The sequence below is a fragment of the Mycobacterium sp. DBP42 genome (assembly GCF_005924235.1).
Taxonomy (GTDB): Bacteria; Actinomycetota; Actinomycetes; order Mycobacteriales; family Mycobacteriaceae; genus Mycobacterium; species Mycobacterium syngnathidarum.
Genome location: NZ_VCMY01000024.1, coordinates 36,612 through 49,290 on the forward strand (window position 1 = coordinate 36,612; position 12,679 = coordinate 49,290).

Consider the following 12,679-nt stretch of genomic DNA (forward strand, 5'->3'; position numbering starts at 1 on the left):
CCCGTTCAGCGGTGCCCGCGCTCATGCTCCTGATCGCGGTAGGCGTTGGCCAGCTTGTCGACGTGCCCGGGTAGCGAACCGGCCGCCACATCGGCCAGGCTGGTCTCCTCGAGCACCGAGCGCATGCTGGCCCGCAGGGCCCGCCAGACATCGGTCAGCGCCGCCGTCGGCCCGGAATAGGGCAGATCCCCCAGCCCGATGTCCCGCACGCTCGCCAGGGGTCCGTCGATACAGCGCAACACGTCGGCGATGCTGATGTCGCCGGCCGGACGGGCCAGCTCGTAGCCTCCTTCGCGACCGCGATGGCTGCGGACGAGCCTGTCGGTGCGCAGGGCGGTGAGAATATCGACGAGGAACTGCGCCGGGATTCCCTGCGCCTTGGCCAGGTCATCGGTCTTGACGAGCTCGCCCTCGGCGACCGTCGCGAGCTGAACCATGGCTCGGACGGCATACTCCGCCTTCGCCGACATCCGCATGCTCTCAGATTGTGCCAGGAGGCCGTGCCAGAGCTACGACTCGGCGATCGGTTCGGGCGCCGGAGTTCCACACTGGTATACCGGGGTAGATATCGGGAGGAGCGCTTGTGGACGTCCGGGATGACACACCGGTCGACGATTCGGTGGATGCGATCACCGACGCCTTGGTCACCGCGTCGCGGCTGTTGGTCGCCATATCGGCACGCTCGATCGCCGAACTGGGCGAGTCGATCACCGTCCCCCAGTTTCGCGCGTTGGTGATCCTCTCCAGCCGCGGTCCGTCGAACCTCGCGACCCTGGCCGGCCTACTCGACGTTCAACCTTCGACCGTCGGCCGCATGGTCGAGCGCCTGGTCACAGCGGGGTTGATCGACCGCAGGCCAAATCCGAGCTCGCGCCGCGAACTGGTTGCCGAATTGAGCCAGCGCGGGCGGGAAGTGGTGGACACCGTGACGGCCCGCCGCCGCGCAGAAATTGCCCGTGTGGTCGAAACCATGCCGGCGCGCGAACGCCGCGGGCTGGTCACCGCGCTCACGGCGTTTACCGCAGCCGGCGGTGAACCTCCGGCCCACAGCGACCTCTGAGGTCATTCGAGCGTGCGCCCCAGGACGGTCTCATAGCTTCGCCGGTTGCCTGGCGGGACGGACGCATCGAACCTGACGACGACATTCGCGATCTGAAACATATCCGGGATCGAACCAGCGTAGAGCTCGGCCCGACCGGTGCTGGGAAACGTCATCACAGAGATGGTGTCTGATTCGATGTCGTCGAGGCACCCTACTTGCGGGCATCGCAGACCACTGACGTCGTGTGAGCCGGGCACCGGTAGGCCGGCATCTGTAATCGCGTTGACCAACTGCTGCGCGGTGAGGGTGTTCATCGATTGTCCGAAGCCCGACGCTGGGTGCGGCCGCGCGCTGTTCGCAGCGGGGACGGTAACACCACCACACCCTGCGACGACCGAAACCCCAACTGCCGCTGTGAGAATTCCGATTGATCTGAACCAGAGACGGTTCATGCGCGCCCCCTGGTCTCGGAGTGCCGACGGCCTGTCACGGATTCACCCGTTATCCAGCCGATCAGGTTGGTCCCACCGGAGGTGGTCACCGGTGCCGTGGTATCCGCGATGTTGATCGATGGCGGATGCCACACGAGGTCGGTAATGGATTCGGGTGGATTCGAGCGGCCCAGTGCCGCGGTGAGGTCCCGTGCTGACACGCAACCGCGGTACGCGCCGTCAGCTGTGACCACCGGCAGCATGTCACCAGGCTCCGCAGCGAAGCGGTCGACAGCGGCCTTGAGGGAGGTGTTCTCCGGCAACGGATCAGGGGCCGGTCCTATCAGGTCGTGCACCGTTGCCGGCACCGCAGGCGGTGCATCCAGGTCAACGCCCCGGCGCCACAGTTTGGCCGTGTAGATCGTCTCCTTGGAAAGGAGCCTGCCGGTCCCGGCGGCGATGGCCACCGCGACCATCAGCGGGAGGATGATCGAATACTGTCCGGTCAGCTCGAAGAGGATGATGACCGCGGTGATCGGTGCTCGTGTGGCGCCGCCGAGTGCCGCGCCCATGCCTATCAATCCGTATGCCCCTGCCGCCTCGGTGGTGCTGGGAAAGGCCTCATGAACCAGGGTCCCGAACGCGGTGCCTGCCATGGCGCCGATGAACAACGTCGGCGCGAAAACGCCACCTGAACCGCCGATTCCGATCGTCAGACTGGTCGCGAACATCTTCCCGACCATCAGCAACAGCAGCATCCCGAGGAGGTACCGGCCCCCGACCGCGTCTTGCAACACCGGGTATCCGACTCCGTAGAGCTGCGGTACGGCGATCAGTATGCCGCCCAGGAACAACCCGCCGACGGCGGGGCGCGCCCATTCTGGACCGCGCCAAGCCCAGTCGCACACGTCCTCGACGAGATACAACAATTTGGAGAAGAGGACGCCGACGATCCCGACGACGACTCCGAGGGCGATGTAGAGCGAATACTCGACGGGGCTGTGCACCGCGAACGTCGGCAGCTCGAGGAACGGTTCGTCGCCGAGCAGTGCGCGGCCCACCACACTGGCGGTGACACTGGAAAGCACCACCGCGCCGAATGATTCGGCGGCAAAATCACGAAGAATGAGTTCCATCGCGAAGAACGGTCCGGCCAGCGGGGTGTTGAAAGTTGCCGAAATCCCGCCCGCGGCACCGCAAGCCACCAGCAATCGCACCCGGGACGTGTTCAGACGAAGCAACTGGGCGAGCGTCGAGCCGACGCCAGGGCCTTCACCAACGTCACCTGCGGCGCAATCCGGCCACCACGGCGACTGACCGCATTCATCACTTCCGGGACACCGTGGCCGCGTGCCTCCGGCGCGAATCGATGGACAATCGGCCCGTAGACGGCGCCGGCAATCACCGGGGCCAGCAGCAAGAACCAAAATCCCAGCCACGGCCAATGCGTGCTCGCCACGCGCCCCAGTGCCGAATAATCGTCGTAGCCGGTGAACATGCGGGTGAAGGTCGTGACGAGCCAACGAAACGCCACGGCCGCCAGCCCCGTGACTGCGCCCACCACCACGGCCATCGGGACGAGCGCGGCCGAGCCCTCGCGCAGCCATCGAGCACACACAAGGGGGATCTGAGCCGGCGCCAGGTGCGGACAGGTTGGTTTCAGCACCATTGCAGTATGCAATAATTGCACTAGCTTGCAATTCCGAGGAAGGGACGGCAGTCATGAAGATCATCAAAAACGTCAGTCCGCCCAGTGGATTGAGCAGACTCCTGTACCGCGCCCCCATCCAGCTCTATCGGTGGAGACTGGGCTGGCTTCTCGGCGAACGCATCCTGCTGCTGCACCACATCGGGCGGGTCACCGGCAAGCAACGTGAGGTGGTCCTCGAAGTTGTCGACCACGACAAGGCCACCGACAGTTTCGTCGTCGCATCGGGCTGGGGCCCCACCGCGGCGTGGTATCGCAATGTTCTGCACACTCCCGACGTGACGATCCAGGTCGGCAGGCGGACCTTGCCGGTGACCGCCCACCCGGTGGACCAGGCTCAAGGCGCGGACATTTTCGCGCGATACGCGACACAGCACCGGTTGGCCGCCAAGTATCTGTTGCCACGGCTGATGGGATTCTCGGTCGACGGTTCCGAAGCCGATTTCCGGGCGGCAGGAGAACGCATACCGTTCGTGCGGTTTGCCAAACGGTCATCCACCGCGTGACGCACCAGAATCCTTGGCGCTCCTGGGCGATCACCGCCGGCCTCGTGGTCCTGACCGCAGTCCTGACCGCATGCCAGGCCGGCCCGCCCGACCGCAGCGCAGATGTCGCACGCTTGGCTCGACTGCTCGGCCAGATGCCCGGAGTTCAGACGGTCCACCACACCGTCACCAACCGCCCCGCCCAAGACCTGGTGCGCTTCACCATTGACGTCGAGACCGAGCCCGGGATCACCGAAAACCAGTTCGTCGCAATGGTATCCCGGTATCTCCAGGGCCTCACGATGGTCAATTACACCGGGTACCACACCGAGCTCACCGCGCACCACGGCTCGAACGTCTTCGCAATCGACAGCGGCAGGCTGCCCCTCGGCAACGACCAGCAGATCCTCTCGCAGGCACGCAACTGGGTCGGCCTGCAACGCGAATTCCCCGCGGCCACAGTACGTCTACGTGCCACGGTCACCCACCCCGACGGCCGGTTCCCGGTGCCGGAATGGGGGCATTCCGATGTCGGCTCGATTCGACTGGCCGATGCCGCCGATTACCGCGACGTCGCCGCAGCGGTCAGCACGCTGTCCGAAAAATTCGCCGATCTGGCCAACCTGACCTGGACGATCAGCGCGGGTGACGACCACCCAGCCGACATCAAGAGCACCCGTCGCTTCCCGACGGCGCGTGAACTCGACGTCTGGAAGCAGCTGAACGCCGATCAGGCCGTCCCGCACACCAACAAGCTGACGATCAACGGCCGCGTGCAAGCACCGGTATGGCTGGCAGAACAGACCCGTTCCCGCGACCCGGCAGACGCCGCCGAACTCGCGCAACGTCACCTGCCGCTCGTGGCAACGCTTGGCGAGCCGACGCTCTACACCGCCAGCGACCAGATACAAGGGCACATCACCGGCAGCGGGCAGGCCACCGGTCCCATCACCGTCACCGTCGGCGGGTGCACAGCCCGCGACCTGCTGGTGTATCAGCCACCTCCGGCCGAACAGGCGCTGGTGGACGAGTACGAGACCTGCCGGCACCCGTGACCGCGGGCCTCAGTCCGGGACTGCCTGTGCATCCGGCACGACGACGGCGAACAGGTCCGACATCGCGGCCAGGCTCGCCGACTGCATGATCGCGGCAGGCACAGGTGCACTGTCGGGGCCCGCCAACGTGCGGGTGGCGGTGGCGGCGGCCACCACCGTGGGGGCATACCCGAGATTGAATGCGCCGCGCGCGGTGGAGTTGACGCACATATGCGTCATGAAACCGGCGAGCACCAGGTTCGACGCACCCAGGCCCTTCAGTCGATCGTCGAGGTCGGTCTGCACGAACGAATTGGGGAACTGCTTGACCACCACGGGTTCTCCCGCGCGCGGCGCCACCGATGCCACGATTGCACCGCTCTCCCCTTCGACGTCGTACAGCGAGCCCGGACCGTCGGAATGCTGGATGTGGATGATCGGGATACCCGCGCTGCGGGCCCGATCGAGCAGTTGCGCCGCCTGCTCCAGGGCGGCCTGCACCCCTTCGAGTTCCATGATTCCCTGGGTGTAGGTGTTCTGGCAGTCGATCAGGACCAGGGTGGAATCGGCGAGGCGGGCCGGCACGGCGGGAAGACTGGCCAATTCGCGCAAGGTAGGGCGGCTCATTTTGACGAGCGTAGTGACCCGTCGCCGCGTTTAGGCTCCAATGATGGGACTACCGGATTGGTCGGGGGCCAAGATCAGGCTGGTCATGTTGGCAGTCGCGGCGCCGGTGATGCTGATCATGGTTGCGGTCGGTTACGCCACCGAGGACAGTGACGAACCCAGCGCTGACTGCCAACGCGTCGATCAGGTCGCCCACCACTTGGTCATCCCAGGCGTTTCGGCGGGAAAAGACGGTGCCGGCGATCCGAACGCACCCCGAGAAGCCGCCGCCGCGGCGGTCGCGGCCCGCGATGAAGCGGCTTCGATCGAAGACCCCGACTTGAGGCGGAAAGCGCTGGCATTCGCCGACGCGCTGCACCAGTTCGGCCAGGGCAACCACAGTGCGCCGCCGAACGGGTGGCCCGACAAGAACTACATGGGCGGGTACCAGAATTCGATCAGCGCACTCTACGAACTAAAGCTCGCCTGCGCCAATGTCGGAACCGACGAGCTCCCCGTTGGTGTGCCGACTATCCGGCAGTGACCGCCAGCACCCGTTCGGCCAGCTCGGGCCGGCAGACGATCAGATCGGGCAGCGTGGGGTCGGCCGAGTTGTAGACCAGCCGCGAACCGTCGATGCGTGAGGTGTGCAGGCCGGCCGCGCGGGCCACCGCGACGGGTGCAGCCGAATCCCACTCGTACTGACCACCGGCATGCACATAGACATCGGCCACCCCGCGGATGACCGCTGCGACTTTGGCTCCGGCCGAACCCATTTCGACCAATGTTCCGTCGAGCGCCTCGCGCACCGCCAGCGCCACCGCGGGTGGCCGAGTGCGCGACACCACGACTCGCGGCGGGCCGTCGAACGGACGCGGTGCAGCCACCTCAGGGGTGGACAGCGTGGTGTTCTGGGCGGGCAACGCGACCGCCCCGGCCACGAGTTCACCTGCGCTCCACAGCGCCACGTGCACAGCCCAGTCGTCGCGGCCGAGTTCGGAGAACTCCCGGGTGCCGTCGAGCGGGTCGACGATCCACACCCGCTCGGCGCTCAACCGGGCCGGGTCGGCGCGCTCATCGGCCGTGGCCTCCTCCGACAGCACCGAGTCGGCGGGAACCATCTTGGCCAACTCAGCCATCAGGAAGTCGTGGGACTGCTTGTCCCCGGCGGCCTTCCGCTCGGCGGCCGGGGCATCGGCGTAGTCGGCGCGGACGTCGAGCAGCAGATCCCCGGCCCGGGTGGCCAGCCGGGCCGCCAGTTCGTGATCGTTCACGACGGCAGTTCCAACAGCTCGATCACCATGTCGGCCAGTTCAGCGGTGCTGTGCTCCGGTGTCAGCCGCAGATCCGGGTTCTTCGGCCGCTGGTACGGGCTGTCGATGCCGGTGAAATGGGTGATCTCGCCGGCCCGCGCCTTGGCGTACAAACCCTTGGGATCACGGCGTTCGCAGTCCTCCAGCGGGGTGTCGCAGAACACCTCGAAGAATTCGAGACCGGCGTCCGTGGCCACCTTGCGCGCGAGTGCCCGGTGCTCCTCCAGCGGGCTGATCGCGGGCACCAGTACAACCTGGCCGGAGTCGGCCAGAATCGCCGCGATGTGGGCCAGCCGACGTTGGTTCTCGGCGCGGTCGGCCATCGAGAAGCCAAGGTCCGCGTTCAGCCCGTGGCGCAGGTTGTCTCCGTCCAGAACGTATGCCGGAACGCCCTTTTCGAGCAGTTTCTGCTCGACGAGCATCGCCACCGAGGACTTCCCCGAGCCGGACAGACCGGTGAACCACACGGTCCGGCCCTTCGAGAGCCGATCCTCGGTGGTGCACAGTGACTCGTGCCGGACGGTGTTGGGGCTCGCGGTCTCGTTGCGGGCGTCGCGCAACACCATGCCGGCGCCGACGGTGCCGTTGGTGTTGGGGTCGATCAGGATGAACGATCCGGTGGAGCCGTTGCGGCTGTACTCGTCCAGCAGCAGCGGCGACTGGGTACGCAGCGAGACACGGCCCAGCTCATTGAGTTTGAGCGCCGTAGCGGACTTGTCCCGGTGCAGGGTGTTGACGTCCAGGCGATAGTCCAGCCCGGTGATCTTGGCCCTGGTGGTGCGGGTCGTGTGCTTGATCAGGTATTCGCGACCGGGCTCCAGTGACGATCCGTCGGCCATCCAGCACACCGTGGCGTCGAACTCCTGGGTGACCCGGGGCTGGTTGTTGGGCCGGGCGATCATGTCGCCGCGGGAGATGTCGATGTCGTCGGACAAGCTGATCGACACCGCCATCGGAGGGAATGCCTCTTCGACGACGCCACTGGGGCCGTCGATCTGAGTGATGCGAGTGGGCTTTCCGGCCGGCAGCACGATCACATCGTCCCCGGGGCGCAGCACACCGCTGGCCACGGTGCCGGCGTAACTACGGTGATCGGCGTGCTCATGCGTCTGTGGGCGGATCACGTACTGCACCGGGAAGCGCACGTCGACCAGGTTGCGGTCACCGGCGATGTAGACGTCCTCGAGGTGGCTCAGCAGCGACGGACCCTCATACCAAGGCGTGACATCGGATTTGGTCACCACGTTGTCGCCGTTGAGTGCCGACATCGGGATCGTCGTCACATCGTGCACATCCAACCGCGCGGCAAACGCATGGAACTCGTCACGGATCGCCTCGAACCGCTCCTGGTCCCAATCGATCAGGTCCATCTTGTTCACGGCCAGCACGATGTGCTGGATGCCCAGCAGTGAGGCCAGGAACGCGTGTCTACGGGACTGCTCGAGCAGTCCGTGGCGCGCGTCGACCAGCACGATGACCAACTGTGCGGTGGAGGCTCCGGTCACCATGTTGCGGGTGTACTGGATGTGCCCCGGAGTGTCGGCGATGATGAACTTGCGCTTGGCCGTGGCGAAGTAGCGGTAGGCGACGTCGATCGTGATGCCCTGCTCGCGCTCGGCCCGCAGACCGTCGGTGACCAACGCCAGGTCGGTGTAGTCGTGGCCGCGCTCCTTGGAGGTCCGCTCGACGGCGGCCAGCTGATCCTCCATCACCGCCTTGGAGTCGAACAGCAACCGGCCGATCAGCGTGGACTTGCCGTCGTCGACGGATCCCGCGGTGGCGATGCGTAACAACGTGCTCATCAGAAATACCCCTCGCGCTTGCGATCTTCCATTCCGGCCTCGGAGATCCGGTCATCGGCCCGGGTGGCGCCACGCTCGGTGAGCCGGGACACCGCGGTCTCGGCGATGACCTCGGAAACCGTTGCGGCCGTGGACTCGACACAGCCGGTGCAGGTGACGTCACCGACGGTGCGGAATCGCACGGTCTTCTCGATCACCGGTTCGTCCTTGCGGGGCTGCATGTACTTGTGCACCGCCAGCAGCATGCCGTCGCGCTCGAACACCTTGCGCTGGTGCGCGTAGTAGATGGAGGGCAGCTTGATCTTCTCGGCGCCGATGTAGGACCAGATGTCGAACTCGGTCCAGTTGGAGATCGGAAAGGCCCGGATGTGCTCACCCTTGTGGTGGCGACCGTTGTACAGGTTCCACAGCTCGGGGCGCTGAGCCTTGGGGTCCCACTGGCCGAACTCGTCGCGGAAGGAGAACACGCGCTCCTTGGCGCGGGCCTTCTCCTCGTCGCGCCGTGCCCCACCGAATGCCGCGTCGAACTTGTTCTCCCGGATGCCGCGCAGCAGCGTGATGGTCTGGATCGGGTTACGTGACGGGATGGTCTCCACGACCCGCCCCGCATCGATGTCATCCTGCACCTTGGCGACGACCAGGCGGGCGCCGTAGTGCTCGACAAGCTCGTCGCGGGTTTCGTACACCTCGTCGAAGTTGTGGCCGGTGTCCACGTGCATGACCGGGAACGGCAACCGGCCCGGTGCGAAGGCCTTGACCGCCAGGTGCAGCATCACGATCGAGTCCTTGCCGCCGGAGAACAGCAGCACTGGCTTCTCGAACTCCGCGGCGACCTCGCGGATGATGTGGATGGCCTCGGCCTCCAGCGCGCGCAGGTGGCTCAGCTCGTAATTGCCGGCGCGGACCGCCTGCTGATCGGATTTTTGTGCGGTGGTCATCGCTTCCCCGTTAAGTTGGTAGGAATGGCCAGAATTGCAAGCATGACCAGGAATCTATCCGCCGGGCCGCCGCGGTGTCAATCACGGGGGTGTCATTCCCGTGGTCAGGTACGCGGCGACGCGAGGTCGTACACCGGGGTGTTGCCGACCACGATCTTGGCGAAGGTCGCCTTCACCCAATCAGTGATCTGCGCGGCACTGCCGTGCTCTTCGCGCGGCGGCCCACCACGACCCCCCTCGGGCCGGTCCAGGAAATAGCGGACCTGGCCGTCGGCGACGTACTGCTGGAACTGGGCCAGCGTGGGCGAATCGTCGCTACCGGTGAACCCGCCGATCGCCATCAGCGACTCCCCCGTCTTGAGCTCGAGATCGCTGACCATCATCGACCCCACGCTCGCGGCGGCCCACCGACCATCGGCACCGGCGATGAGCTCGGCCAGGGCCGGATCGTCGGCGCGCCCGAAGCCAGGCGGTGGTCCGCCAGGTCCACCTGGCCCGCCGAAGCCGGCAACCCGCTTCGGACCCGACATGGCGATCGGCCCGCCGCTGTGTCCGGCCGCCACCGTCTCGACGGTGTAGGCCGCGGTTGCCGACAGTCCGAAGATGATTCCCGCCATCGCCGCCACCGCAGGCAGCTTGCCCGGACGGTGGGCCACCGCAACCAGGGCCACCGCGGTCAACAGAGAACCGATCAGAACGATCCAGCGCAGCGCCGGCAACCAGTCGGGGGTCCGGTCGAGCAGTACGAACGCCCACACTCCGGTGCCGGCCAGCATCACCGCGAGTATCAGCCGTCCCGCAAATCGCTCTCGCAGCGACCATAATTCGGTCACCGATATCCCCACGACCGCGGCCACGGCCGGAGCCAGCGCCACTGTGTAGTAAGGGTGGATGATCCCGTCCATGAAGCTGAACACCACGGCGGTGACCAGGAGCCAACCACCCCACATCAGCAGGCCGGCCCGCAGGCTCGCGGTCCGCGCGGTGCGACGCGTCAACCACAGCGCCGCCACGAGACCGACCAGCGCGGCAGGCAACAACCACGAGGCCTCGGTGCCCATGGACATTCCGAACATCCGGCCGATCCCCGGATCACCGCCGAACATCAGGTTGGCACCGCCGCCGGGACCATGGCCAGGTCCAGGGCCGTGGCCGGGCCCTCGACCCTCTTGCCCCAGGATGCGCTGCAGACCGTTGTAGCCGAATGCCAGTTGCAGCAGGCTGTTGTCGGTCGAGCCGGCGATATACGGCCGGGCATCGGCAGGCCACAATGCGACCAGCGCGATGTACCAGCCCGACGAGATGGCCATCGTGACCGCGCCGATCAGCAAGGTGCCCAATCGTTTCCATATGCCGACGGCAGGCGCCGCGACCACAAACATCAGCGCCAGGCCCGGCACGATCAGGAAGGCCTGCAACATCTTGGTCAGGAAGGCGAATCCCAGTGCACATCCGGCCAGTGCCACCCAACCAGCGCTGGCTCTGGCCGACACCGGCCCGACCGCCCGCACCATGAGGTAGGCCGCCAGCACCAGCAGCAACACCAGAAGCGCGTCGGGGTTGTTGTAGCGGAACATCGAGGCCGCGACCGGTGTCAGAGCCAGCGCCGCTCCGGCGATCAGCCCGGCAACCGGGCCGCTGGTCCGCTTCACGGTGGCATACAGCAGTGCCACCGTGCCGACGCCCATCAGAGCCTGCGGCAACAGCATGGTGAACTCGTCGAAGCCGAACAGCCGGCCCGACAGCCCCATCGCCCACATCGCGGCCGGTGGCTTGTCGACCGTGATGGCGTTGCCGGCGTCCAGCGAGCCGAACAGCCAGGCCTTCCAGGATTGCGTACCGGCCTGCGCCGCGGCGGCGTAGTAGCTGTTGGCCCACCCGGACGAACCGAGCGCCCAGAGGTAGAGCACCGCGGTGCCGGTCAGCAGTGCCCAGTACGAGGGCCGGATCCACCTCGGGGTCACGGTCTTCGCGGGTACGGCGGTCGGATCCGCGGAGGCCGGCGCCGGGTCAATTGTTGTCGTCATAGTCCTGTCTCCTGATTCGGCCCGATGGCGCGCCGCGTCCGCGAAGGGTGAAAGACCCATCCCCGCAACAGGACGAAGCGCACCACGGTGGCCAGCAGGTTGGCCGCCACCAATACCGCGAGTTCGACGCCGCGGTGCGGCACCGGAGCGACGATGTGCAGGAGGCCCAACGATCCACTGGTGATGGTCAGCGCGATCGCGAACACCGTCAGCCCCTCGAGATGATGGCGGGTGATGTTGCCCGCTCCCGCGATACCGAACGTAAATCGCCGGTTGGCGGCCGTGTTTCCGATCGCGGTCACCAACAGGGCCACCAGGTTGGCCGCCTGGGCACCGACACCGGCGCGCAGTGCCGTGAAGAGCAACAGATAGGCCAGCGTGGAGACCACGCCGACGGCGGCGAATCGCACCGCTTGGCGCAACAAGGATTGGGGTGCAGCCGATTTCCGTGACGACCCGAGCTGGGCCGCGATGGTGTTCACCGGGATCGAACCGTTGGCGAATCCACGGAGCAATCGGCCGATCCCCTTGAGGTCGGCGGTGGCGGTGGCGACGATGTCCACCCGGCTGTCCGGATCGTCCACCCAGTCCACCGGAACCTCGTGTATACGCAGACCGCTGCGCTCGGCCAGCACCAGCAGCTCGGTGTCGAAGAACCATCCGGTGTCGGCAACATGAGGCAGCAGCCGGTGGGCGACGTCGGCGCGGATCGCCTTGAATCCGCACTGGGCATCTGAGAACCGCGCGGCCAGAGTCGATTTCAGAAGCAAGTTGTAGCAGCGTGAGATGAACTCGCGCCTCGCCCCGCGCACCACCCGCGAGCCGCGGCCCAGTCGGGTGCCGATCGCCAGGTCCGAATGACCGGAGATCAACGGTGCCACCAGCGGCGCGAGCGCGGCCAGATCGGTGGACAGGTCCACATCCATATAGACCAGGACCGGTGCATCCGAGGCCGACCAAACGGTGCGCAGTGCGCGTCCGCGTCCCTTCTCCTCCAGTCGCACCACCCGCACCTCGTCGAGTTCGGCTGCCAGATCGGCCGCGATGCGCGGAGTGTGGTCGGTGCTGGCGTTGTCGGCGATGGTGATGCGGACGGGCACGGCGAAGTTCTCGTCCAGGTAGCGGTGCAACCGCCGTATCGAATGGGCAAGCGCGGCCTGCTCGTTGTACACCGGCACGACGACGTCGAGCACCGGGACCCCGGCCTCGCGGGCAGCCAATGCGGCATTGGGCCGTGACGCGAAGTGGAACCGCTGCTCGGGATCGTGGACCAAGGTTGTCATGACTTCATCG

At 66.4% G+C, this 12,679-nt stretch carries 12 protein-coding genes and 1 pseudogene; 4 read left to right on the forward strand and 9 right to left on the reverse strand.

From position 1 onward, the window contains the following. Positions 1-5 precede the first annotated feature (5 nt). A complete protein-coding gene (locus E0T84_RS20270; protein ID WP_070185681.1) occupies positions 6-476 on the reverse strand; it encodes an RrF2 family transcriptional regulator in 471 nt (156 codons plus the stop codon). Positions 477-583: 107 nt separating this feature from the next. On the opposite strand from E0T84_RS20270, the gene E0T84_RS20275 reads away from it, so the two are divergent. Beyond that, on the forward strand, positions 584-1,060 hold the full coding sequence (locus E0T84_RS20275) for a MarR family winged helix-turn-helix transcriptional regulator (protein ID WP_249383692.1): 477 nt from the start codon (positions 584-586) through the stop codon (positions 1,058-1,060). A gap of 2 nt (positions 1,061-1,062) precedes the next feature. Here the strand turns inward: E0T84_RS20275 and E0T84_RS20280 are convergent, their stop codons facing one another. After that, positions 1,063-1,356, reverse strand: coding sequence for a hypothetical protein (locus E0T84_RS20280; RefSeq protein WP_138745329.1), 294 nt, complete (start codon positions 1,354-1,356; stop codon positions 1,063-1,065). Positions 1,357-1,490: 134 nt separating this feature from the next. Continuing rightward, positions 1,491-3,142, reverse strand: a pseudogene (locus E0T84_RS20285) (chloride channel protein). A gap of 53 nt (positions 3,143-3,195) precedes the next feature. Between E0T84_RS20285 and E0T84_RS20290 the strand changes: the two are divergent. Then, positions 3,196-3,687, forward strand: coding sequence for a nitroreductase family deazaflavin-dependent oxidoreductase (locus E0T84_RS20290; protein ID WP_138745330.1), 492 nt, complete (start codon positions 3,196-3,198; stop codon positions 3,685-3,687). Beyond that, complete coding sequence (locus E0T84_RS20295; protein ID WP_138745331.1) at positions 3,684-4,721, forward strand: hypothetical protein; 1,038 nt, start codon at positions 3,684-3,686, stop codon at positions 4,719-4,721. Before E0T84_RS20290 ends, E0T84_RS20295 begins: the two co-directional genes overlap by 4 nt. A gap of 9 nt (positions 4,722-4,730) precedes the next feature. Here E0T84_RS20295 and E0T84_RS20300 read toward each other — a convergent pair whose 3' ends face one another. Then, positions 4,731-5,327 carry a cysteine hydrolase family protein gene (locus E0T84_RS20300; protein ID WP_070946819.1) on the reverse strand — a complete coding sequence of 199 codons (597 nt, stop codon included), beginning with the start codon at positions 5,325-5,327 and terminating at the stop codon, positions 4,731-4,733. A gap of 43 nt (positions 5,328-5,370) precedes the next feature. Between E0T84_RS20300 and E0T84_RS20305 the strand changes: the two genes are divergently transcribed. After that, positions 5,371-5,850, forward strand: a complete 480-nt coding sequence (locus E0T84_RS20305) for a hypothetical protein (protein WP_131823444.1) — start codon at positions 5,371-5,373, stop codon at positions 5,848-5,850. Here the strand turns inward: E0T84_RS20305 and E0T84_RS20310 are convergent. From E0T84_RS20310 to E0T84_RS20330, 5 genes are all read right to left on the reverse strand, one after another. Then, positions 5,837-6,580, reverse strand: coding sequence for a 3'(2'),5'-bisphosphate nucleotidase CysQ (locus tag E0T84_RS20310; protein ID WP_070946821.1), 744 nt, complete (start codon positions 6,578-6,580; stop codon positions 5,837-5,839). The two genes, E0T84_RS20305 and E0T84_RS20310, sit on opposite strands and share 14 nt — an antisense overlap. Next, the gene (cysC, locus tag E0T84_RS20315; protein WP_070946822.1) at positions 6,577-8,421 is read right to left on the reverse strand and encodes an adenylyl-sulfate kinase; all 1,845 of its coding nucleotides are present in this window, start codon (positions 8,419-8,421) and stop codon (positions 6,577-6,579) included. The genes E0T84_RS20310 and cysC overlap by 4 nt, the downstream gene beginning before the upstream one ends. Further along, positions 8,421-9,359: a sulfate adenylyltransferase subunit CysD gene (gene cysD / locus E0T84_RS20320; protein ID WP_138745332.1), complete on the reverse strand. Its 939-nt coding sequence runs from the start codon at positions 9,357-9,359 to the stop codon at positions 8,421-8,423. Before cysD ends, cysC begins: the two co-directional genes overlap by 1 nt. 104 nt (positions 9,360-9,463) lie before the next feature. Continuing rightward, positions 9,464-11,386 carry a glycosyltransferase family 39 protein gene (locus E0T84_RS20325; RefSeq protein ID WP_138745333.1) on the reverse strand — a complete coding sequence of 641 codons (1,923 nt, stop codon included), beginning with the start codon at positions 11,384-11,386 and terminating at the stop codon, positions 9,464-9,466. After that, a complete protein-coding gene (locus tag E0T84_RS20330) occupies positions 11,383-12,669 on the reverse strand; it encodes a bifunctional glycosyltransferase family 2/GtrA family protein (protein WP_138745334.1) in 1,287 nt (428 codons plus the stop codon). Before E0T84_RS20330 ends, E0T84_RS20325 begins: the two co-directional genes overlap by 4 nt. Between the last annotated feature and the right edge of the window lie 10 nt (positions 12,670-12,679).